Origin of the sequence: Bradyrhizobium sp. ORS 285 (assembly GCF_900176205.1) — a bacterium.
In the GTDB taxonomy this organism is placed as follows: domain Bacteria; phylum Pseudomonadota; class Alphaproteobacteria; order Rhizobiales; family Xanthobacteraceae; genus Bradyrhizobium.
In genome coordinates this window covers 5,118,525-5,141,063 of the sequence record NZ_LT859959.1, presented here as the reverse complement: position 1 = coordinate 5,141,063, position 22,539 = coordinate 5,118,525, and the positions used below count along the sequence as shown (strand labels likewise).

General features: G+C 65.1%; 22 protein-coding genes. 17 read left to right on the top strand and 5 right to left on the bottom strand.

Going from position 1 to position 22,539, the window contains the following annotated elements:
* The first annotated feature begins 140 nt into the window (after window positions 1-140).
* Genes BRAD285_RS23025 through BRAD285_RS23010 form a run of 4 tightly spaced genes read left to right on the top strand, consistent with a single transcriptional unit; the run spans window position 141 to window position 4,038 of the window.
* The gene (locus BRAD285_RS23025) at window positions 141-2,027 is read left to right on the top strand and encodes an ABC transporter permease (protein WP_006609401.1); all 1,887 of its coding nucleotides are present in this window, start codon (window positions 141-143) and stop codon (window positions 2,025-2,027) included.
* Entirely contained in the window at window positions 2,024-2,815 is a 792-nt protein-coding gene (locus BRAD285_RS23020) for an ABC transporter ATP-binding protein (protein ID WP_006609402.1), read from the top strand. Before BRAD285_RS23025 ends, BRAD285_RS23020 begins: the two co-directional genes overlap by 4 nt.
* Entirely contained in the window at window positions 2,812-3,516 is a 705-nt protein-coding gene (locus BRAD285_RS23015; RefSeq protein WP_006609403.1) for an ABC transporter ATP-binding protein, read from the top strand. Before BRAD285_RS23020 ends, BRAD285_RS23015 begins: the two co-directional genes overlap by 4 nt.
* Before the next feature lie 12 nt (window positions 3,517-3,528).
* Window positions 3,529-4,038 carry a MarR family winged helix-turn-helix transcriptional regulator gene (locus BRAD285_RS23010; protein ID WP_006609404.1) on the top strand — a complete coding sequence of 170 codons (510 nt, stop codon included), beginning with the start codon at window positions 3,529-3,531 and terminating at the stop codon, window positions 4,036-4,038.
* 372 nt (window positions 4,039-4,410) lie between these two features.
* Here BRAD285_RS23010 and BRAD285_RS23005 read toward each other — a convergent pair whose 3' ends face one another.
* Together BRAD285_RS23005 and BRAD285_RS23000 are read right to left on the bottom strand one after the other, a co-directional pair.
* Window positions 4,411-5,607: an amidohydrolase family protein gene (locus BRAD285_RS23005; RefSeq protein WP_035644473.1), complete on the bottom strand. Its 1,197-nt coding sequence runs from the start codon at window positions 5,605-5,607 to the stop codon at window positions 4,411-4,413.
* A gap of 174 nt (window positions 5,608-5,781) precedes the next feature.
* Window positions 5,782-6,687 carry a LysR family transcriptional regulator gene (locus BRAD285_RS23000; RefSeq protein WP_035644495.1) on the bottom strand — a complete coding sequence of 302 codons (906 nt, stop codon included), beginning with the start codon at window positions 6,685-6,687 and terminating at the stop codon, window positions 5,782-5,784.
* A 287-nt stretch (window positions 6,688-6,974) separates the two neighbouring features.
* Here BRAD285_RS23000 and BRAD285_RS22995 point away from each other — a divergent pair, with 287 nt between their 5' ends.
* The 11 genes from BRAD285_RS22995 to BRAD285_RS22945 all read left to right on the top strand — a co-directional run bounded on the left by BRAD285_RS22995 (window position 6,975) and on the right by BRAD285_RS22945 (window position 17,678).
* A complete protein-coding gene (locus tag BRAD285_RS22995) occupies window positions 6,975-7,772 on the top strand; it encodes a 5-oxoprolinase subunit PxpA (protein ID WP_244422026.1) in 798 nt (265 codons plus the stop codon).
* A 3-nt stretch (window positions 7,773-7,775) separates the two neighbouring features.
* On the top strand, window positions 7,776-8,015 hold the full coding sequence (locus BRAD285_RS22990) for an acetyl-CoA carboxylase (protein ID WP_006609408.1): 240 nt from the start codon (window positions 7,776-7,778) through the stop codon (window positions 8,013-8,015).
* The gene (locus tag BRAD285_RS22985; protein ID WP_006609409.1) at window positions 8,012-9,394 is read left to right on the top strand and encodes an acetyl-CoA carboxylase biotin carboxylase subunit; all 1,383 of its coding nucleotides are present in this window, start codon (window positions 8,012-8,014) and stop codon (window positions 9,392-9,394) included. Before BRAD285_RS22990 ends, BRAD285_RS22985 begins: the two co-directional genes overlap by 4 nt.
* The gene (locus BRAD285_RS22980; RefSeq protein WP_006609410.1) at window positions 9,394-10,263 is read left to right on the top strand and encodes an allophanate hydrolase subunit 1; all 870 of its coding nucleotides are present in this window, start codon (window positions 9,394-9,396) and stop codon (window positions 10,261-10,263) included. The genes BRAD285_RS22985 and BRAD285_RS22980 overlap by 1 nt, the downstream gene beginning before the upstream one ends.
* Window positions 10,260-11,231, top strand: coding sequence for a biotin-dependent carboxyltransferase family protein (locus BRAD285_RS22975; RefSeq protein WP_006609411.1), 972 nt, complete (start codon window positions 10,260-10,262; stop codon window positions 11,229-11,231). Before BRAD285_RS22980 ends, BRAD285_RS22975 begins: the two co-directional genes overlap by 4 nt.
* A gap of 60 nt (window positions 11,232-11,291) precedes the next feature.
* Entirely contained in the window at window positions 11,292-12,353 is a 1,062-nt protein-coding gene (gene torT, locus BRAD285_RS22970) for a TMAO reductase system periplasmic protein TorT (protein ID WP_006609412.1), read from the top strand.
* Between the two features lie 66 nt (window positions 12,354-12,419).
* Window positions 12,420-13,937, top strand: a complete 1,518-nt coding sequence (locus BRAD285_RS22965) for a sugar ABC transporter ATP-binding protein (RefSeq protein ID WP_035644476.1) — start codon at window positions 12,420-12,422, stop codon at window positions 13,935-13,937.
* Window positions 13,934-14,980, top strand: a complete 1,047-nt coding sequence (locus tag BRAD285_RS22960; protein WP_006609414.1) for an ABC transporter permease — start codon at window positions 13,934-13,936, stop codon at window positions 14,978-14,980. The genes BRAD285_RS22965 and BRAD285_RS22960 overlap by 4 nt, the downstream gene beginning before the upstream one ends.
* Window positions 14,981-15,054: 74 nt before the next feature.
* Window positions 15,055-15,927: an aldose 1-epimerase family protein gene (locus tag BRAD285_RS22955; protein ID WP_006609415.1), complete on the top strand. Its 873-nt coding sequence runs from the start codon at window positions 15,055-15,057 to the stop codon at window positions 15,925-15,927.
* A 326-nt stretch (window positions 15,928-16,253) separates the two neighbouring features.
* Window positions 16,254-16,670, top strand: a complete 417-nt coding sequence (locus BRAD285_RS22950) for a hypothetical protein (RefSeq protein WP_006609416.1) — start codon at window positions 16,254-16,256, stop codon at window positions 16,668-16,670.
* A 186-nt stretch (window positions 16,671-16,856) separates the two neighbouring features.
* Entirely contained in the window at window positions 16,857-17,678 is an 822-nt protein-coding gene (locus BRAD285_RS22945; RefSeq protein ID WP_006609417.1) for an aldo/keto reductase, read from the top strand.
* 74 nt (window positions 17,679-17,752) lie between these two features.
* Here the strand turns inward: BRAD285_RS22945 and BRAD285_RS22940 are convergent, their stop codons facing one another.
* Together BRAD285_RS22940 and BRAD285_RS22935 are read right to left on the bottom strand one after the other, a co-directional pair.
* A complete protein-coding gene (locus BRAD285_RS22940; protein ID WP_006609418.1) occupies window positions 17,753-17,983 on the bottom strand; it encodes a hypothetical protein in 231 nt (76 codons plus the stop codon).
* Window positions 17,984-18,130: 147 nt separating this feature from the next.
* Complete coding sequence (locus BRAD285_RS22935; RefSeq protein WP_035644481.1) at window positions 18,131-18,577, bottom strand: hypothetical protein; 447 nt, start codon at window positions 18,575-18,577, stop codon at window positions 18,131-18,133.
* A 176-nt stretch (window positions 18,578-18,753) separates the two neighbouring features.
* Between BRAD285_RS22935 and BRAD285_RS22930 the strand changes: the two genes are divergently transcribed.
* A complete protein-coding gene (locus tag BRAD285_RS22930; RefSeq protein ID WP_006609420.1) occupies window positions 18,754-20,034 on the top strand; it encodes an amidohydrolase family protein in 1,281 nt (426 codons plus the stop codon).
* An 11-nt stretch (window positions 20,035-20,045) separates the two neighbouring features.
* Here the strand turns inward: BRAD285_RS22930 and BRAD285_RS22925 are convergent, their stop codons facing one another.
* Window positions 20,046-21,284, bottom strand: a complete 1,239-nt coding sequence (locus BRAD285_RS22925) for a PLP-dependent aminotransferase family protein (protein WP_006609421.1) — start codon at window positions 21,282-21,284, stop codon at window positions 20,046-20,048.
* 178 nt (window positions 21,285-21,462) lie between these two features.
* On the opposite strand from BRAD285_RS22925, the gene ribB reads away from it, so the two are divergent.
* Window positions 21,463-22,539 (top strand): 3,4-dihydroxy-2-butanone-4-phosphate synthase, encoded by a 1,077-nt coding sequence (gene ribB / locus BRAD285_RS22920; protein ID WP_006609422.1) that lies wholly within the window; start codon window positions 21,463-21,465, stop codon window positions 22,537-22,539.

Sequence of the window (22,539 nt, the reverse complement as noted above, 5' to 3'; positions counted from 1 at the left end):
GAGGAGAGCGGGCGGGGTGAGGGATTTTGACGCCTGATCTACAGGTTCAGGCCGAGGACCCTCACCCCACGCTTGCGGCTCATCATGCAAGCTTCCACGCGGCTCATTCGACACAGACGATCTCTTCACGCGGACCGCCCATGGCCTTTTACTTCGTCCAGTTCCTGACCGGCCTTGCCAGCGCGGCTTCGCTGTTCCTGGTGGCGTCGGGACTGTCGATCATCTTTGGCGTCACCCGCATCGTGAATTTTGCGCACGGCGCGTTCTACATGCTCGGCGCCTATGTGGCGTTCTCGCTGACCGAGCGGCTGTCCGGTCCGCTCGGCTTTTGGGGCGGCATTGTCGTCGCCGCACTTGCGGTCGCCGTGATCGGCGTGCTGGTCGAGATCGTGCTGCTGCGCCGGATCTATCATGCGCCGGAGCTGTTCCAATTGCTCGGGACATTCGGCCTGACGTTGATGGTCGAGGACCTCGTCGTGCTGATCTGGGGGCCCGACGATCTCGTCGGCCGCCGTGCGCCGGGCTTCAAGGGCGCCGTCGATTTCTTCGGCCAGAACATTCCCAGCTACGACCTGTTCCTGATCGTGCTTGGGCCCGTCGTGCTCGGCGCGCTGTGGCTGCTGTTCCAGCGTACCCGCTGGGGCATCCTGGTGCGCGCGGCGACACAGGACCGCGACATGGTCGCGGCGCTCGGCGTCAATCAGAAGTGGCTGTTCACCTCGGTCTTCGCGGTTGGCGTCTTCCTCGCCGCGCTCGGCGGCGCGCTGCAGATCCCGCGTGATGCCGTCCATCACGCGATGGACCTGCGCATCATCGTCGAGGTGTTCGTCGTGGTCGTGATCGGCGGCCTCGGCAGCATTTTGGGCGCCTTCGTCGCCGCGGTGCTGGTGTCCGAGCTCAACGCCTTCGGCATCCTGATCTTCCCGACGATCTCGCTCATCCTGGTCTTCCTGGTGATGGCGGTCGTGCTGGTCGTGCGCCCCTGGGGCCTGTTCGGCAAGAAGGAGGCGCCGGCGCGCCGCACGCCGGGTCTCACCGTCATTCCCTGGCGTCCGCTGAGCTCCGTCGAGCGTCTTGCCTCTCTGGTCGCGCTGGCGTTCGCCGCGATGCTGCCCTTCATTGCCGGCAACTACGCGCTGACCGTCGGCTCTGAGATCGCGATCTTCGTGATCTTTGCCGCCTCCCTCCACTTCCTCATGGCGGTCGGCGGCCTCGCTTCGTTCGGCCACGCCGCCTATTTCGGCCTCGGTGCCTACGGCGTCGCGTTCCTCGCCAAGATGGCGGGACTGCCGATGATCGCCTGTCTGTTGCTTGGACCTCTGTTGGGTGCGGCGGGCGCGGCCGTGTTCGGGGCCTTCGCCGTGCAGCTCTCCGGCGTGTACTTCGCGATGCTGACGCTGGCCTTTGCCCAGATCGTCTGGTCGATCGCGTTCCAATGGGTCGCCGTGACTGGCGGCGACAACGGCATCCTCGGGCTCTGGCCGGAGAAGTGGGCGGCCTCGCCGTCGCATTTCTACTGGCTCGCGCTCGGCGTCTCCGCCTTCGTCGTCAGCGTGCTGCGCCTCATCACCTTCTCGCCGTTCGGCTACGCCCTGCGCGGCATGCGCGACTCGCCGCTGCGCAGCGAGTCCATCGGCATCAACGGCAAGCGCATCCAGTGGACGGCCTTCATCATCGCCGGCACCACGGCCGGCATCGGCGGCGCGCTGTTCGCCTATCTCAAGGGCAGCGTCTTCCCGGACAACATGGGCATTTCGCTGTCGGTCGATGCGCTGGTCATGGTGCTGCTCGGCGGAGTCGAGACGGTGCCCGGCGCGATCTTCGGCGCCATCGTCTACAAGGCGCTCAACATCTGGCTGGTCAGCCAGACCGACTGGTCGAAGCTCGTACTCGGCATCTTCGTCGTGCTGATCGTCGTGGTGTTCCCGAAGGGCATCGTTGGCGTCGTCGAGAGCGTCATGCACCGGCGGCGTGCGGCGGCGCCCAAGCCGGCGGCGCTCTCGGCGAAGATGGAGGGCGCGCAATGAGTCTCGGTGTATCGCTGCTCTCGGTCGAGGGCCTGACCAAATCCTACGGCGGCATTCATGCCGTACGCAATGTGTCGTTCATGCTGCAGGCCGGCGAGATCCTCGCGCTGATCGGCCCGAACGGCGCGGGTAAGAGCACCTGCTTCGATATGCTCAACGGTCAGAACGTGCCGGACAGCGGCCGCATCACCGTGATGGGGCAGGAGACCACCGGCCGCAAGCCGCGCGAAGTCTGGCGGCTGGGTGTGGGGCGCACCTTCCAGATCACCGCGACCTACCCGACCATGACCGTGCGCGAAAACATTCAAGTTGCGCTGGTGTCGCACCATCGCCGGCTGTTCGATTTCTGGAGCCCGATGATCGGCATCGAACGCGGCGAAGCTGATCGTCTGCTCGATCTCGTCGGCATGGCCGGCTATGCCGAGCGTCCCTGCGGCGAACTGGCTTATGGCGATCTCAAGCGGCTGGAGCTCGCGATCGCGCTGGCCAATCAACCCAAGCTGTTGTTGATGGACGAGCCGACCGCCGGCATGGCGCCGCGCGAGCGTGTCGAGCTGATGCGGCTGACGGCGAAGATCGCGCGCGAGCAGTCGATCGGCGTATTGTTCACCGAGCACGACATGGACGTGGTGTTCGAGCATGCCGACCGCATTCTCGTGCTCAACCGCGGCAGCCTGATCACGCAGGGCTCGCCGGCCGAGGTGCGCGCCAACCGCGAGGTACAGGCGATCTATCTCGGCGAAGGCCTGCTGTACGATGCCCGGCATCGCGAGGGAGCCTCGGCATGAAGCTGTCCGTTTCCAATCTGAACAGCCATTACGGCCCGGCGCACATCCTGTTCGATATCGGGCTGGAGGTCGGCGAGGGCGAGGTGGTAGCACTGCTCGGCCGCAACGGCGCCGGCAAGTCGACGACCTTCCGCTCGATCGTCGGCCTCGTCGCGTTGCGCGACGGGCAGATCATGTTCGAAGGCAAGGACATCTCGAGCGCGCCGACGCATGAGATCGTCCGAGCCGGTCTCGGCTACGTGCCGGAGGAGCGGCGCATCTTCACCGATCTGACGGTGGAGGAGAATCTCGAAGTCGGCCGGCAGAAGCCGCGGCCGGGCGCGCCGCAATGGACGCGCGAGAAGCTGTACAAGCTGTTTCCCAATCTCGGCGAGATGAGAAACCGGCCGGGCGGACGCATGAGCGGCGGCGAGCAGCAGATGCTGACCATCGCCCGCACCTTGATGGGCAATCCGTCGCTGGTGCTGCTCGACGAGCCGTCGGAGGGGCTGTCGCCGAAGATCGTCGAGCAGATGGTTGATGCCATCCTGACGATGAAAAAGGAAGGCGTGTCGCTGGTCGTGTCCGAGCAGAACCTGCATTTCGCGAAGCTGATCTCGGATCGCGCCTATATCATCGAGCGTGGCCGCATCTGCTTTGCCGGCACCATGGCCGAGCTTGACGCGCGGCCGGATATCCGCGACGCGCATCTGTCGATCTGAGGCGAGGGGACAATGGCGAAGACGGCCGCGCTGAAGCGATCGACAAAAGCGACCAAGGTTGCACCGAAGCCGGCGAAAGCTGTCGTGAAGACCGCCGCCAAGCCGGCCAAATCGAACTACGTGCTGGACGACCAGATCGGCTTCATCCTGCGCCAGGTCTGGCAGCGCCACACCATGATCTTCGCCCGCGACATCGGCAGCAACCTGACGCCGACCCAATGGGCGGCGCTGTCCAAGCTGGTCGAAACGGGGCCGTGCTCGCAGAACCAGCTCGGGCGACTCACGGCGATGGATGTCGCGACCATCAAGGGCGTGATCGATCGGCTGACCGCGCGCGGTCTCACTGAGACAAGCGCTGATCCGCAAGACGGCCGGCGACTGCTGGTGAGCTTGACGCGCGCAGGGCAACAACTCGCAGAAAAGACCGCACCCCTGGCGCTTGCGATATCGAAGGGAACACTTGCGCCACTGGACGCGAAGGAGCGCGAGACGTTGCTGTCGTTGTTGAGCCGGCTGCGGTAGTCCAGCGGGCAGCTCTCGTAGGGTGGGCAAAGCGAAGCGTGCCCACCATTCTCACCAAGGCCACCTCTGCCAACGGTGGGCACGCGCCGCCTGACGGCGCCGCTTTGCCCACCCTACAGTTCTTCGCCAAACTCATTGCGTCGTTGTGATTGGCTGTCAGATACAGCGCCCTCTCCCCTTGTGGGAGAGGGCATCGACGGCCCATCCATGCGTGCGGTTGGGTGAGGGGTCCTGTCCGCGAGTGACGCTCGCGCTGAGAACCCCTCACCCAACCGAGTATGCTGCTCTGTCCAACATGCCCTCTCCCACAAGGGGAGAGGGCGCATTCACAGACACTGTACTCGCAGTCACGGCGTCGAGAGACGTGGGCAACTACTTCGCCACGATCTCCGGGATCTTCGTTGCCGGCGGCGTGTTCCGGCTGCGCTGGGTGCGGACGATGCCGTCGATGATGGTCATGCCGATGCCCGGGAGGTCGCCGAGCTGGACGCTGTCGAGCAGGGTTTTCGCCGGCGAATGCTGCGCCTTGTCCATGATGACGAAGTCGGCGGAGCGGCCCACTTCGATCAAACCGCAATCGAGCTCGCGCATCCGCGCGGTGTTGCCGGTGGCGAAGCAGAACGCGATCTCCGCGGGGATGTCGCCGAGCGAGGACAGCAGCGACACCATGCGCAGGATGCCGAGCGGCTGCACGCCGGAGCCGGCGGGGGCGTCGGTGCCGAGGATGACGCGGTTGAGCTCGTTCATCTCGCGCGCGGTGCGTAGCGTAAACAGCGCCGAGCGCTCATTGCCGTTGTGCACCAGCTCGAGCCCGGCCTTGCAGCCCTCGCAGATGCAGCGGATCTGATCGTCGGGCAGGGCAGTGTGGCCGCCATTGATGTGCCCGATGACGTCGGTGCCGGCTTCCAGCACGACGTCCTTGTCGATCAGGCCGGAGCCGGGGATGGACGGGCCGCCGGTGTGGATGGTGCTCTGGATGCCGTATTTGCGCGCCCAGCCGACCATCTTGCGCGCGGTCGGGCCGTCCTTGACGCCGCCGAGACCGACCTCGCCGAGCAGCTTGACGCCGGCGGCGGCGAGCTCCTTGAAGTCGTCCTCGACCATCTCGCATTCGATCACGGGCGCGCCCGCATGCACCTTCACGCCGCCGGGACGCAGCGTCCAGAACGCGCGCTGCGCGAAGATCGCCATCGCCTTCAGGCCGACGACGTCGCGCGGACGGCCGGGCATGTGCACCTCGCCGGCGGAGATCATCGTGGTGACGCCGCCATGCAGGTAGGAGTCGATCCAGTTGCTCTGGTTCTGCCGCGGCGTCCAGTCGCCGGCGACGGGATGAACGTGGCTGTCGATCAGGCCGGGTGCGACGGTCGTGCCATGGGCGTCGACGATGGTGGTCGCGCCCGAGGTATCGACATCCTTATAGCGGCCAATGGCGGTGATCTTGCCGTTCTCGGCGACGATGGTGTCCGCATCCAGGATCGGCCGTTCCAGCGCGCCTGACAGCATCAAGCCGATGTTGCGGATGACCAGCTTGCTGGGACCGGTCGCTTGCGGCGCGTCGTGAGCCATCGGGGTGTCCTTCTCTCCTGGCGAAGCATTTTGCGGCATGTTGCGCCTGCACGCGGCGCAGCATCAAGCCGGTTCTGGTCATTCGTACACGAATGATCGTGACCGGCAAGCGCACGACCTGCACGAAGATGAGGCGCGGATTGCCTACGCCGCGGACGGCTTCCTTCGCCCCCTCTACCGCAGCGTCGGGATATAGAACGCCTGACGGAAATAGGAGCGGAACACCTCCATGGCCGGGGTGAACTCGATGTTTCGCCGCCAGGCGAGACCGACATCCATCGCCGGCACGGGATCGCTGAGCACGATGGTCTCGATCCGCCGGCCCTCCAGCGACCACGGACGTAGCACCATGTCGGAGAGGATGGCGACACCCTGGCCGTTCGCGACCATCGAGCGCACGGCTTCCACCGAGGACGTCCGCAGCACCACGTTTGGCTGAAACGCCGTCTTGTTCCAGTATTTGAGCGAGGTGTGTGCGGCCTCGTCGACCGTCAGCATGATGTAGGGCTCGGCGGCGACGTCCTGCAGCGACACAGACTCGCGTTGGAGCAGCCGGTGCTTCGACGGCACCCATAACCGCCGCCGGGAGCCGATCAGCGTCTCCATGGTGAGGTCCGGATTCTGCACGTTCGACGTCAGCAGCACCGCGATGTCGTAGCGGTTCGACAGCAGCCCTTCCTCGATCGCCTCGCGCGTCAGCTCGAACAACTGGATCTTCAACCGCGGATAATGGCGCTTCAGCCGTTCGAGATGATTGGGCAGGAAGTAGCCGATCACGGTGTAGGTGGCCGCGAGCGTCAGGCTGCCCTCGACGTCGCCGGCGGGCACGCGCAGCGAGGTCGCTTCCTCGACCTTGTTGAGGATGTCGTAGGCGTGAAACAGGAATTGTCGTCCGATGGGGGTGAGCTCCATGCCCTGCGGCGAGCGGCTGAACAGCTCGGCGCCGACAATCTCCTCGAGCTCCTTGATCGAGGTGGTGATCGCAGATTGCGAGATCGACAGCGCGGAGGCGGCCTGGGTGATCTGGCCCTGCTCGGCCGTGGCGACGAAATAGCGGATTTGGCGAAGACTGACGGCCACGCGACGCTCCATCTGAATATCAGATGATAGAGCCATTCTCTTTCTTGGAAAGCAAATCGAATATTCCTTGTGCACGCTGCAACGCAAACAGGCGGCACGATTCAAGAAACAAAAACAAGGGCTTAATTAATTGCGTCGCACAAAGCGTGGTCGCTCGGCAATCCAAAAAAGAGAAAATGAATTTCCAACAATAATAATTTTCAATGGGAGGTGATCCCCCTAACGTCCAGCTCCGCCGGCCCGCCGCTGATCAGCGCGGTGGAACGGAGCAGGTAAGGGGAGCATCCGTGCCGCTGAAGACTGTCGATATCAATTGCGACCTGGGCGAAGCGTTCGGCTCGTGGCGGCTGAGCGATGCCGAGGATGCCAAGCTGATGGAGCTGATCAGCTCGGCGAACATCGCCGCCGGCTTTCATGCCGGCGACCCCAACCTGATGGACACCACGGTGCGGCTCGCGACCCAGCATGGCGTCGGCATCGGCGCGCATCCTGGCTATCGCGATCTCCAGGGTTTTGGCCGCCGCCGCATCGACGGCTCGGCCGACGAGCTGATCAACGATATCGTCTACCAGGTCGGTGCCATCAGAGAGTTTGCCCGCCGCCATGGCGGCACCCTGCAGCACGTCAAGCCGCATGGCGCGCTCTACATGGAGCTCGCCGCCAACGAGCAGCTGTCGCGCTCCTTCATCAAGCTGATGCGCACCGTGGCGCCGAATTCCTTCGTGTTCTGCATGGACATTTCGGTGACCTATCGCGTCGCCGTCGAGGCGGGGCAGCCTGTCATCCGCGAATTCTATGCCGATCGCGACTACGACCGCTCCGGCTCGATCGTGTTCACCCGCCACGGCAAGAGGCTCGATCCCCAGGGCGTCGCCGACAAGGTGCTGCGGGCATGCCAGACCGGCAAGGTCCGCACCATCGAGGGCGATGACATCGACATCGAATTCGAGTCGATCTGCTTCCATTCGGATACGCCCGGCGCCTACGAGATCGCGAGCGCCATGCGCCAGACGCTGATCGCGAATGGCATCCGCATCGCGCCGCCGTCCGACATCGTTCCCCAGAAACCGCAAAGCGAAGCCTGACCCATGAGCACCGAGATCAAGTCCCCGCTGCCTGGCGTGTTCTACCGCAAGCCCTCGCCGGAGAGGGCGCCGTTCAAGAACGACGGCGATACGGTCGCTGCTGACGACGTGATCGGCCTCGTCGAGGTGATGAAGTCGTTCCACGAGGTCAAGGCCGGCGTTGCCGGCAAGAACATCCGCTTCAGCGTCGATGACGCGGATGCCATCATGGCCGGCCAGGTGATCGCCGAGGTCGAGGCATGACCCTCCGCTCGGTCCTGATCGCCAACCGGGGCGAGATCGCGGTGCGCATCATCCGCGCGGCGAAGGCGCTCGGCTTGCGCAGCGTGCTCGCGCACAGCATCGCGGACAAGGACTCGCTTGCCGCCCAGCTTGCCGACGAGACAATCGAGATCGGGCCACCGGCCGCGAAGAAATCCTATCTCAACATCGAGGCCGTGTTGAACGCGGCCAAGGCGTCCAAGGTCGACGCGGTGCATCCCGGCTACGGCTTCCTTGCAGAGAATGCCGAGTTCGCCGACGCCGTCACCGCGGCCGGTATCGTCTTCGTCGGCCCGAGCGCGGAAGCGATCCGGCTGCTGGGTGACAAGGTGATGGCGCGCCAGGTCGCGGCGCTCGCCGGTGTGCCGACCGTGCCGGGCTCGGACGGCCGCGTCACCGCGCTCGACGAAGCGATCGCCATCGCTGCGCGGATCGGCTTTCCCGTGATGATCAAGGCGGCCGCCGGCGGTGGCGGGCGCGGCATCCGCATCGTCGGCGATGCCGAAGAGTTCGCGCGGCAGTTTCCGCAGGCGTCGAGCGAGGCGGCGGCCGCCTTCGGCGATGGCGGGCTTTATATCGAGAAGGTCATCGAGCGCGCGCGCCATGTCGAGGTGCAGATCCTGGGCGACGGCACGGACGTCGTGCATTGCTACGAGCGCGAATGCTCGCTGCAGCGGCGGCGGCAGAAGGTGTGGGAGGAGGCGCCAGCGGTCGGGCTGCCGGACGACGTTCGCCAGCGGCTCTGCGCCAGCGCCGTCGCACTCGGCCGCGCCGTCGGCTACAGCGGCGCCGGCACCGTCGAATATCTCTACGACGATGCGACCAGCGAATTCTACTTCATCGAGGTCAATACCCGTATCCAGGTCGAGCATCCCGTCACCGAGATGATCACCGGCATCGACCTGGTGCAGGAGATGCTGAAGATCGCCGGCGGCGCCAGGCTGTCGGTGACACAGGACGACGTCTGTATCCAGGGCCACGCCATCGAGTGCCGGATCAATGCCGAGGATCCGCACCAGGGCTTCATGCCGGCACCCGGCACGATCGAACGGCTCGTCGTTCCCGAGGGCGAGGGCATCCGCTTCGATACCTTGCTGTTCGAAGGCTATGCCGTGCCGCCGTTCTACGACTCGCTGCTCGGCAAGCTGATCGTGCGCGGCGAGACCCGCGCCGATTGCCTGGCCCGTCTTCGCGAGGCGCTCGATGGCCTCGCGATATCAGGCATCCCCACCACCATTCCGCTGCATGCGGCGCTGGCGCGCGATGCCAGCGTCGCTGATGGCCGTACCCATACCCGCTTCCTCGAGCCATGGCTCGAGACCGATTTTGCGCAGCTGGCCCGCGCCAGGGAGGACGCCTGATGACCACCCGCTACTCGTTTGGGGGTGACGAGCATCTCTTCGTCGAATGCGACGAGGCGATGTCGCTCGATGCCTTCTTCAAGAGCCTGTCGATGACCAATGCGATCCGCGACGCCGGCATCAAGGGCGTCACGGAGATCTGCCCGGCCAACGCCTCGTTCCAGATCAAGTTCGATCCCGACGTGATCAAGCCGAACGATATCCTGAAAGAGGTGCAGGGCATCGAGAGCGCGGCGGCCAAGACCGAGCCGGTCATCAAGACCCGCATCATCGAGATCCCCGTGTTCTACCAGGATCCGTGGACGCACGAGACCCTGATGCGCTTCCGCGAGCGGCATCAGGACCCGACCGCGACCGACCTCGAATATGCCGCGCGCGTCAACGGCCTCGCCGATGTCGACGCCTTCATCAAGGCGCATAGCGGCTCGCCCTGGTTCGTCTCGATGGTCGGCTTCGTCGCCGGTCTGCCGTTCATGTACCAGATGGTCGAGCGCGCCAAGCAGCTCCAGGTGCCGAAATATCTGCGCCCGCGCACCGACACGCCGAAGCTGACGATCGGCCATGGCGGCTGCTTCTCCTGCATCTATTCGGTGCGCGGCGCCGGCGGCTACCAGATGTTCGGCATCACGCCGATGCCGATCTTCGATCCCGAGCAGAGCATCTCCTATTTGCGCGACTTCATGGTGTTCTTCCGCCCCGGCGACATCGTCAAGTTCAAGCCGATCGGCCAGGACCAATATGATCACGCGTTGGGCGATGTTGCCTCCGGCCGTTTTGCCCCCCTCATCCGCGACGTCACCTTCGACTTCCGCGATTTCCAGAAGGACATGACCGGCTACAACGCCAAGCTTCAGGGAGCGCTGGCATGACCATCAAGGTGCTTCATCCGGGCCTGTCGACCACCGTGCAGGACCTCGGCCGTCCCGGCTATTTCCATCTCGGCATTCCCGTCGGCGGCGCCATGGACCGGCTCGCCTTGCGCGCGGCAAACATGCTCGTCGGCAATGACGAGGGCGCGGCGTGTCTCGAGGCTGTCTTCATCGGGCCGCAACTGGAATTCACCACGCCCACGCGCATCGCGGTCACCGGCGCCGAGATGCCGATCAAGCTCGACGGCGTCGAGCAGCCCGGCTGGACCGCGCTCGAGGTCAAGGCCGGGCAGGTGCTCAGCTTCGACTATCTGAAGAGCGGCGCGCGCATCGTCATCGCGATCGCCGGCGGCATCGACGTGCCCTTGGCGCTGGGCAGCCGCTCGACCTATCCGATCGGCGCGCTCGGCGGCTTCAAGGGCCGCGCCATCGCGGCCGGTGATGAGCTGCCCGTCGGTGCCGAGGCAAGTGGCAAGGCTGGCGCGAGCGTGCCCGAGGCTCTTCGTTGCAAGCCCGGCCATCCCGCCGAGCTGCGCGTGCTGCCGGGGCTGTACTGGCATCGCATCCTGCCGGAGTCGCAGCAGAGCTTCTTCGGCGATCAGTGGAAGGTCGCGCCCGAGGCGGATCGCATGGGCTATCGCTTCCGCGGCGGCCAGGCGTTGAAATTCGTCGAGCGCGAGCAACCGTTCGGCGCCGGCTCCGATCCCTCCAACATCGTCGACAGCTGCTATCCCTATGGCTCGATCCAGGTGCCCGGCGGCAAGGAGCCGATCATCCTGCATCGCGATGCCGTCTCCGGCGGCGGCTACTTCATGGTCGGCACGGTGATCTCGGCCGACATGGACCTGATCGGCCAGTTGCAGCCGAATATGCCGACCCGCTTCGTCGAGATCGACATGGACGGCGCGTTGGCCGCGCGCGCCGATCGCAAAGCTCTTCTGCAGAAGATCCGGGCGGCATTGGCCTGACCGCGCAAGCGGGCAGGCGGATGCCGGGTTTCCAAGACTGAATGACAAAGGGGTAGTTCAATGAAGAGTTTGGTTCGTGTTCTCCTGGCGTCCTCGGCGCTGGTGCTGTCGGCCGGTGCCCACGCCGCCGATTGGTTTCCATATGATGCATCCAAGATCGATCCGCCGTTCGCGGCGGACGGCAAGCCGTGGGACGTCAAGTATGTCCCGCTGGAGAAGGCTTCCAAGCCGTGGAAGCTGTGCGTCTCGTTCCCGCACATGAAGGACGCTTATTGGCTCGGCGTCGACTACGGCGTCGCGGAGGAGGCGAAGCGCCTCGGCGTGAAGATGAACCTGGTCGAAGCCGGCGGCTACACCGAGCTCAACAAGCAGATTTCGCAGATCGAGGATTGTGTCGCTTCGGGCACCGATGCTGTGATCATCGGTGCGATCTCGGCCGATGGCCTGAACAAGGTGATCGGCGAGATCGCCAAGAAGAAGATTCCGGTGATCGATCTCGTCAACGGCATCTCCTCGCCGGACATCTCGGCGAAGTCGCTGGTGTCGTTCTACACGATGGGCGCGGAGACCGGCAGCTATCTCGCTAAGAAGCATCCGGCCGGCACGCCCGAGGTCGTGGTCGGCTGGTTCCCGGGCCCGGCCGGCGCCGGCTGGGTCGAGGCCGCCAACAAGGGTTTCATGGATGCGGTGAAGGGCTCTGCGATCAAGGTGCTCGAGCCGAAATATGGCGACACCGGCAAGGAGTTGCAGGCCAAGCTCGTCGAGGATGCGTTGCAGGCCGCGCCGAACATCCGCTATGTCGCCGGCACCGCCGTCACCGCCGAGGCGGCGCAGGGCCTGATCCGCGAGCGCGGCCTGAAGGGCAAGGTCGATCTGCTCGCCTTCTACATGACGCCGGGTGTCTATGAAGGCATCAAGCGCGGCCTGATCATGGCAGCGCCCGCGGACTCCATGGTGATCCAGGGCCGCATCGCCGTCGATCAGGCCGTGCGCATCCTCGAAGGCAAGGACTACGTCAAGCACGTCGGCCCGAAGATCTTCGTGGTCGACTCCGCCAATATCGGCAAGGTGCCGCAGGCGAACATCCTTCCCCCGGACGGCTTCAAACCCGTCTTCAACTGAGTGCGGGAACGTGCGGCTCTGCCTTCGCTCCCTGACGGGGCAGGGCCGCATCGCAGGGGGCAGGCGATGAATAGCGTGGCTGCACCGCTGGTCGAGATGACCGGGATCACCAAAGAGTTTCCCGGCGTCAAGGCGCTCAGCGGCGTCCATCTCAAGGTCGAGCGCGGCGAGGTGCACGTGCTGTTCGGCGAGAACGGCGCCGGCAAGTCGACCTTGATCTCCATTCTCTCCGGCGTGTTCCGGCCGACCTCCGGCGCGATCAGCATCGCAGGCCGCGAGGTGAGCTTCCACTCCGTGCATGAAGCGGCCAAGGCGGGCATCGGCACCGTGTTCCAGGAATTCTCGCTGGTGCCGACCTTGCCGGTGTTCGAGAATCTGTATCTCGGCCGCGAGTTGATGCGCGGACCGCTGACGGATCGCCGCGCCATGCTGGCCGGCGCGCGAAAGCTGTTTGCCGAGCTCGATTTCGACATCGACGTGACGCGTCCGGCGTCGAGCCTGTCGCGGGCGCAGCAGCAGATGGTGGAGATCGCCAAGGCTTTTCTGTCGAATGCGCGCGTGCTGATCCTCGACGAGCCGACGGCCTCACTCACGGAGCGCGAGACCGAGCGCCTGTTCGGCTTCATCGGCAAGGCGGCCGCGTCAGGCGTCGGCATCATCTACATCTCGCACCGGATCCAGGAATTCCAGAAAATCGCGGACCGCATCTCGATTCTACGCGACGGTCGCTTGATCGCTACCGTTCCGGCGCGCGACACCTCGGAACGCGAGTTGATCGAGTTGATGACGGGACGCGCCGTCGACCAGGTCTATCCGAAGATCGCGCATCGCGCCGATGGCCCGGTCGTCATGACGCTGGAGGGCATCCGCACCGCGGGCGTTCATGGCGCCGACCTCGACGTCCGCGCCGGCGAGGTGCTCGGCTGCGCCGGCCTCGTCGGCAGCGGCAAGTCGCGGATCTGGCGCGCGGCGATGGGACTGCAGCCGTTGCAGGCCGGCAAGGTCACCTTGAAGGGCCGCGACGTCGCCGGAGCCTCGACGCGCGCGCTACTCATGGACGGCGTGTTCTTCCTGCCGTCGGACCGCAAGAGCGAGGGGCTGCAGATGACGGCCAGTGCCCGCGGCAATATCGAGCTCAGCCTGCTGGACCGCGACGACGTGGCCGGTCCCCTTGGCTTCGTGGGGCCGCGGCGCAGCCGCGCATTGACGGATGCAATCGGCGACAAGGTCGGGATCGCCAAGGCCGCGATGGACCGCGCGGTCTCGAAGCTGTCCGGCGGCAATCAGCAGAAGGTGCTGTTCGGCAAGGGCTTTGCCGACGACCGCGACATCTACATCTTCGACGAGCCGACGGTCGGCGTCGACATGGGCACACGCATGGCGCTGTACCAGCTGATCAAGGCGATCGCCGAGGCCGGCAAGGCCGTGGTCGTGATCTCCTCGGATCTGCCGGAGGTGATGAACCTGTCGCATCGTCTCCTGGTGTTCGCCAAGGGCCGCATCGCCGCCGAGCTGTCCGGCAGCGCGATCACGGAAGAGAACGTCTTGAAACATTTCTTTGCTGAAACGGAGGGCTCGGCGTGAGCATGCCAACGACGACAATCGCCGAGGACACCTCGAGGCCAAGCCGCGGCAATGCGCTGCTCGCCGGCCTGCGTGCGGTGTTTCTCCGCGTCGGCGTGCTGCCGTTCTTCCTGGTCGCCACCCTGATCGCGTTCTCGCTGGTGTCCAAGGAATTCCTGGCGCTGCAGAACCTGACCAACGTCGCGCGGCAGTCGGTCTACCTGATCCTGGTCTCACTCGGTCAGATGCTGGCGCTCGTCACCGGCGGTTTCGACCTCTCCGTGGGCACGGCGATCGCGCTGACCTCGGTGGTGTCGGCGCTCGCGATGGTCGCGCTGTCGCACATCCTGCCGCCGGACTTGCTGTGGCTGGTCATCGTGCTCGGCTGCTGCGCCGGGCTCGCCGCCGCCCTCGTCATCGGCAGCATCAACGGGCTCGGCGTCGCCGTGTTCGGCGTCTCGCCCTTCATCATGACGCTCGGCGTGCAGTCGGTCGGCGCCGGCATCGCGCTGTTCCTCACCGGTGGCGTGCCGGTCTCCGGCGTGCCCTATGAGTTCGGTGATATCCTCGGTTTCGGCCGCGTCTTCGATGTCCCTGTTCCGGTGCTGGTCGCGATCGTCGCGGCTGCCGCGATCTGGCTGGTGATGAACCGCACCCGGCTGGGCAAGCACATCCAGGCGGTTGGCGGCAACGTCAAGGCGGCCAGGCTCTCGGGCGTCAACACCACCCGGGTGCTGTTCATCGCCTATATCATGTGTGCGCTCCTGGCCTCGGTGGCGGGGCTGCTGCTGACGGCGCGCGTCGGCTCTGGCGAGACCAATCTCGGCGGCACGATTGCGCTGGAATCGATTGCAGCCTGCGTGATCGCCGGCGTGTCGCTGCATGGCGGCATCGGCCGGGTCGAGAACGTCGTGCTTGGCGGCTTCTTCATCGTGCTCTTGCAGAACGGCATGAACATCGCGCAGATCGGCTCCTACATGCAGATGGTGCTGCTCGGCTCGCTCTTGGTACTCGCCGTCATCCTCGATCAGTTCCGCTACCGCCTGTTGGTCGGCGAGCGCTGATCCCGGGACCACTCTGGACGTCTCCGCCGCAATCCGGCATCACCGGTCGGGATTTCCCGGCACGGATATGCGACATGAGTGACGACCTCCATAGGATTACTGCCGGCGGCATCGCCGCCAGCATCAAGGCTGATGGCGCCGAGCTCTGCTCGCTGAAGACGGCCGATGGCTTGGAGCTCATCTGGCAGGCGGGTCCCGCCTGGCCGCGCCACGCGCCCTGGCTGTTTCCGATCGTTGGCCGGCTCAAGGCGGACCATCTGCAGCATCGCGGCCGAACCTATCCGATGACCCAGCACGGCTTTGCCCGTGACATGCGTTTCACTTGGCTGGAGCGCAGCGCCGAGGTCTGCGTGCTGCGGCTGACCGATGACGAGACCACGCGCGCACGGTACCCGTTCGCTTTCAGCCTGACCCTGACCTACCGGATCACGGCTGACGCGCTCGACATGCAGATCGAGATCGCCAATCCCGGCGCCGACATGCTGCCGGCCTCGTTTGGCGCCCATCCGGCATTCAATTGGCCGCTGCTCCCCGGCGAGGCGAAGGACAGCTACCGGCTGATCTTTGCTGAGCCGGAGCCAGCGCCGATCCGGCGCCTGGCGGGTGGGTTGCTGCGCGAGCGGCCCGAGCCATCGCCAATCGAGGGACGCGTTCTGTCACTGAACGAGAGTCTGTTTGCAGACGATGCGGTCATTCTCGATCAGCCGGCCAGTCGCGCGGTTCTCTTCGCCGGAACCAGGGGCCCGTCGCTGGAATTATCCTGGGATAATTTACGCCAGCTCGGCATCTGGTCGAAGCCCGGCGGCGCGCCATTCCTGTGCATCGAGCCGTGGTGTGGCTTTGCCAGTCCAAGTGATTTCGATGGAGAGTTCACCGACAAGCCGGGGCTGATGCATATCGCACCGGGCGCCGCCGAGACGTTGCGCTGCCAGATCCGGATCGGGTGATCTGATTAGTATGACTTAATATAAGTATGACTTATCCGGCTTGCGCCCAGCGCCGTGCACAGCGGTAACCGTGACTCGCGGTTTTGGGCCTGGACATGGCGGCCGTGTGTCCTACATGAGAGACGTCAGCGGAACTTTGGTTATGATCTTCGTAACGGCCGGCTGATCCGGAGCTTTTTCTCCGGACTGATAACGGTCGATCAACGAACATCATGGGGCGCGGATGAGAGTGCCGAAGGCTTTTGTCGAAGCCATGATCCGCCGCAGCCAGGGATCTCGCAGCAGGGGCGCGCGATTGGGATCGCGCGGGACGACGGGAGGACAAGATGGTCTTGAGAGGTTTGGTTGGCACGATCACATGCGCCGTGTTGCTCACGGCCAGCCAGGCCGTCGCGACCCCTTATGAGCGCGGCGACTTCCTGCGGCTCGATCTGTCCAAGGCAGTTTTGTCGCCGGAGCCGCTCGGCCCGGAAGCGCATTTTGAGCCTGTGCCGATCGAAGCCCGCACCGACCGTCCCGCACTCGCCTCGCGTTCGCCTGTGGACGATGTGGGCTCGGTGACTCCGCATGCCGCGTCGACGCGGCGAGGCCACGCGGCGAAACTGGCGGAGCGGCCCCGCGGCGGCGCCCGCGCCAAGCTCGCCCAGCGCCGCAGCAATCCCTTGGATGCGCAGGCGATGGACACGCGCATCCAGACCTGGCCATGCAAGCCGGGCAGCGGCGGCATCTGCAATTGGCGCTGAGCGCGCCTCGACCGCATCCCACTTTCCGGAACCGATCTGCCGACATCTTGATTGAGGTCGGCAACGGGCTCGCTTGAACTCGCAAGCACAGCGCAGGCAGACTTAGCGCATTCCGCCAAGGTCTTGTTTGATCGACGCTATCGCCGGTCGCCGCTCGCCGGCGGTCCGCGCTTCCCAGGAGAATCCATGAACGTCATCGAAACCCAGGGTATCCGTCTGCCCAAGCTCGGGCTCGGCACGTTTCGCATGCAGGGCACCGTGTGCCGCGAGGCGGTGGAGAGCGCGCTCGCACTCGGCTATCGCCACATCGACACCGCCGAGATGTATGCCAATGAGGATGCGATCGGCGCTGCGCTCGCGGCGGCGGATGTGCCGCGCGAAGAATTGCATGTCACGACAAAGGTGTGGCCGGAGAACCTCGCGCCCGACGCGATCCAGCGCGCGTTCGACACGAGCTTGAAGAAGCTCAGGTTGGACTTCGTCGACCTCTATCTCATCCATTGGCCGGCCAAGGGAATGAATCTTCCGGCTGCGCTGGAGACCCTTCTCAAGCTGAAGGAAGAGGGGCGCACGCGGGCCATTGGCGTGGCGAATTTCACCGTCGCGCTGTTGAAGCAAGCGGTCGAGGACATCCAGGCGCCTGTCGCCTGCAATCAGGTCGAGTATCACGTGATGCTCGACCAGTCGAAGCTGATGGCCTACATGAAGAGCCGGTCTATCCCCCTGGTCGCCTATTGTCCCCTCGCGCAGGGCCGCGCTGCCGCCGACGAGACGCTGGCGGAGATCGGCCGGAAGCACGGCACAAGCGCTGCACAGGTCGCGCTGAAGTGGCTGCTGGACCAGGACAACGTCGCGGCGATCCCGAAGGCTGGCCGCAAGGAAAGCCAGCAGGCCAATTGGGACGCGATGAAAGTTCAGCTGGATGATGAGGACCGCAAGACGATCGCGGCGCTTCCGAAGGACAAGCGCTTCGTCAATCCGGGCTTCGCACCGGACTGGGACCGCTGACGTCGAGCAGCTCATGACGAGAGGTGACAGAGAAATGGCCCCTTCCGGGGCCATTTCCTTGTCTGCGTGGCAGATCAGTAGCGCTTGATGACCACCGTGCGGTCGTGATGGCGGTGATAGGGCCTGAACTCGCGGTGCATGCGGTATTCGGCGCGCGAGCGGTCCCAGCCGCGATGGCCGCGATCCCAGCCGTGATGATAGTGGTGGCCGCCACGCTTGATGACCACGGTCTCGGCGTTGGCGATCGACGGCGCCGCCAGCGCGATGACAGAGAGCGACGCGAGTGCAAGAGCGATTTTCTTCATGTTGTCCTCCAGGATGAATTGCGCGAGGTCAACTTGAAGTGTGCGATAACGTTCCGCAGGAACTTCCGCGAAGTTGCTGAACGGACGTTAAGATTTGAATTTGCGGCCGCTGCACCAGCAGCAGTTGGAGCAAGAGGACGCCTGTCGTCAGTCGCACTTCCTGAGAACAGGCGTCGGCTTGCCGTTGGCGACGAAGCGGCCGTCGCGAATGCTGTAGCTGTCGTCCTCGCCGCGATTGAACAGCGCGCGGATGCTGCCGTCGGGCGTCCGCGTGATTCCGTTTTCCCGCGTCTGCTTCGCCTTGGGCAGGACGATCGACAGCACCAGCGTCTGATCGGACTCGACGCGGGCGTTTGCGACCGCGTTCAGGTCGGACGGATCGCGGTCGCGGCGATAGATCAAGCTGCCGTCGGGCGTGACCTCGTAGGAAATGATGGCGCCACGGCCCTTCACGGCAGGTGCGCTGCAGTCGGCCGCCCAGGTCCCGATCAGACCCCAGGCGCGCGCGACGTCGGCAGTTTCGTCCGCCGCGGCGACAGCGGCGAAGGATGCGCAGAGGATGATCGCGAGCAGGAGGCGGGAGATCGAGGACATCAGGACTCGCACAGATGACTGCCGCGTCATCTTAATGCACTGCGTCAACGGCGCAACGATGGACCCGCGCTTCGGCGTTGGCACAAAGTCTCATTCTTTGCGAGACCGCCTTGCCGGCTCAAGAGACCAGGCGCATGCTGCCCACAACTACAAACAATCAAAGGGGGAGACTGCTCATGCTCGCGTTGTCGCGCCGCAAATTCCTGTTGTCGTCCGGAGCAGCCGCGGTCGCCGCTCTGTCAGAGCCTGCTCATGCTGCGATGGGGCCTGCCGACAAGTACGACCTGGTCATCAAGGGCGGCGACGTCATCGATCCCAGCCAGTCGCTGCGGGGCAAGCGCGACATCGGCATTCGCTGGGGCGTCGTCGAGGCGATCGAGCCGGAAATACCGGCCGAGCGTGCGCTGCGATCCATCGATGCCAACAGCCGGCTGGTGATGCCGGGACTGATCGATCTCCACAGCCACGTCTATCCCTATGGGTCGGCGATCGGCATCCCGCCGGATGAACTCGTCCAATTCCAGGGCACCACGACGGTCGTGTCGGCCGGCGACGCCGGCGTGAACAATATCGCTGCGTTGCGGCGTTTCATCGTGGCCCAGTCGCGGGCGCGCATCTATGCCTTCGTCCACATCGCCAATAACGGCCTCTCGGCGTTCCCCGTGGCCGAGCTCTACAATATCGACAATGCGCAGGTGGATGCCTGCGCCATGGCGCTGGCCGAGAACCCGGACTTCCTGCTCGGCGTGAAGGTGCGGATGTCGGAGAACGTGATCTTCAAGCACGGTCTCGAGCCGTTGAAGCGCGGCATCAAGGCCTGCGAGCTGTGCGGCTGGCCGGCGCGGATGATGGTGCATATCGGCGGCGTCGAGACCGGCGAACTGATGTCGCAGATCCTCGACCTGCTACGGCCGGGTGATGTCCTCACCCACGCCTATTCCGGCGCCCCGAATATCGGCGGTGCCTTCACCAACATCGTGCAGGATGGCAAGCTGCTGCCGTCAGCGCTCGCCGCCAAGCAGCGCGGCGTGCTGTTCGACGTCGGCCATGGCGGTGGCAGCTTCGACTATACGGTCGCCGAGGTCGCGATCCCCGGCGGCTGCGGCCCGGACACGATCTCCTCGGACATTCACGTGTTCTCCGGCAACACGCCGGGCATGCCGTTCCTGCCCAACGTGATGGGCAAGTTCCTGGCGATGGGATTCTCGCTGGAGCAGGTGGTGAGCATGACCACCTCGGCTCCGGCCAAGATCATCGGCCGTACGCCGAAGCTCGGGACCCTTCAGGTGGGAGCGCCAGCCGATCTCGCGATCGTCGATCTGGTCGAGGGCCCCGTGACCTTCGTCGACACCCGCGGCAACAAGCGCGACGGCAAGCTGCAGCTCAAGCCGGTGCAGACCGTCATCAACGGCGTGCCGTTCGGGCGGCCGTATCAGTCGCCGTTCTCGGTACGCTGAAGAAGCGCGGTTTACTCGCCCGCGCTGCCGCGCGCCTTGTTGGCCGACCGTTGGGGCACGCCGAACTCCTGGTGGCAGACTTCGGCCAGCACGGCGATGCCCTCGCGGATCTCCTGATGCGAGGGGCTGGCGAAGCACAGCCGCAGCCGGCTGCGCGCATGCGCGGCGTCGGTCGACCATTCCGGCCCCGGATTGATCGACACGCCGCGCTTCATTGCGGCCTGCGACAGCTTCATCGCGTCGACCTGGTCCGGAAGCTTGACCCACAGGAAGATGCCGCCCTTCGGCGCCTCGAACTCGGCTGATGTGCCGAACTCGGCACTGAGCGCCTCCATCAAGGTCTCCAGCTTGGTGCGCAGCCCGCGCACGAGCTGCGGCACATGGCTGGTAAAGTGCTGCTTGCAATATTCCGCCAGCACCATCTGCTCCAGCGCGCCCGAGCCGGCATCGGTCTTGAGCGCGAGCAGCACCGACATGATTTCCCAGGGCGCGACCAGGAAGCCGACCCGCAGCGCCGGGGCGACCGACTTCGAGAACGAGCCGAGATGGATCACGCCGCCATGATCCGACATGCCATGGATCGCGCGCGGCCGTTTGCCGTCCCAGATCAGGTCGGCATAGCAATCGTCCTCGAACACCGGCACGCCATAGGCGCGCGACAGCCACAGCAGCTCGGCGCGGCGGTTCTCCGGCATGATGGTGCCGGTCGGGTTCTGCACCGTCGGGATGGTATAGATGTATTTCGGCCTGACACCGCGGTCCTTGAGGTCGGCCAGCACCGTGGCCAGGACATCCGTCCGCATGCCGTCTCCGTCCAGCGGAATTCCGATGGGCTTGACCCCGAGTCGCGCCAGCCGCGTCAGCGTGCCCTGATAATTGTCCTGCTCAACGATCACGGTGTCGCCCCGCGCGAGGAGCGCCTGGTTGACGAGATCGAGCCCCTGAAGCGAGCCTGAGAGGATCATGATGTCGTCGGCGCGCGCCGACATGCCGGCCTCGCGCGACAATTTTGCAGCGAGTAAATCCCGCAACGGCCTGTAACCTTGCGGCCCATGCGCAAGGCCATAGGTGGCGAGCGAGCGCCCCTCGCGGGCGAGCACGGCATCGGCGGCGGCGCGCAGATCGTCCACGGGGACGGCATCGGCGTCATTGTTGCCGCCGACGAAGCTGTACTTGGCCAGCCCCGTCCAGCGGCCGGCCGGCGCGGGAAGCCCAGCCGCCAGCAGTGGTGCAAAATCGAATGCGGCCATGAGGCGCGGCTCCCTTGTTCTCGAATTGGCGCGACTTTAAACAGATACCAGGGTGCTTGTCCCGGCAGGACAGGTTCTTTTCCCGGGGAGGGCGACCTTCGAGCGGCGGTTCCGCTGCTCTGGCGCGCGCCTGCGATCCCGGCTAAAGCAGCCCCGGAAAAAGCAGCGAGACTTTGCAATGGCCGACTCGATCCAGGAAGTTCTGCACGCCTTCGCCAAGGGCGAGATGGTGGTCGTGACCGACGACGACGATCGCGAGGGCGAGGGCGATCTGATCGTTGCGGCCTCGCTGTGCACGCCCGATAAGATGGCGTTCATCATTCGCCACACCTCCGGCATCGTCTGCGCGCCGATCACGGCTGACGATGCGCGGCGGCTGCGCCTCGATCCGATGGTCGCGCACAACGATTCCAACCACACCACCGCGTTCACGGTCTCGATCGACTACAAGCCGGACGGCGGCACCGGCATTTCCGCCGAGGAGCGGGCCTCCTGCTGCCGCGCGCTCGCCAACCCCAATGCAGGCGCCAATGATTTCGCGCGCCCCGGCCATATCTTTCCGCTGATCGCACGCGATGGCGGCGTGCTGCTGCGCTCGGGACATACCGAGGCGGCGGTGGATCTCTGCAAGCTCTCGGGGCTGCCGCCGGTCGGCGTCATCTCCGAGTTGATGAACGACGACGGCACCGTGATGAAGGGCGAGCAGGTCGTCCGCTTCGCCGCCGCGCATAATCTCAAGCACGTCACGATCGCCGACCTCATCTCCTATCGGCAGGCGCGCGAGAAGCTCATCGAGCGCGTGTCGATGTTCACGACCGAGAGCCCGATCGGCCCGCTGCAGGGTTACGCCTATCGCTCACCGTTCGACCCGATCACCCATGCCGCCTTCGTCTACAACGGCATCGGCGATGGCCGGAACGTGCTGACGCGGCTGCACAAGCCCAACATCGTGAAGGATCTGATTGCGGGTCCGCAGCGTATTCAAGCCGTGCTGCAGCATTTCAAGAAGGCCGGTCGCGGCGTGCTGATCTATCTACGGGACGGCGCCGCCGGCGTTCCGGTCGAGCCCGTCACGGAGCCGCATACCGCGGAGGCTGATCGCCATCGCCAGTGGCGCGAGGTCGGCGTCGGTGCGCAGATCCTGCGCGATCTCGGCGTGACGTCGATCCGGAACCTGACCTCGTCAGTCCATGATTATAAGGGCCTCTCGGGTTTCGGTATCGAGATCGTCGCCAATGAGCGGCTTGAAGGCTGA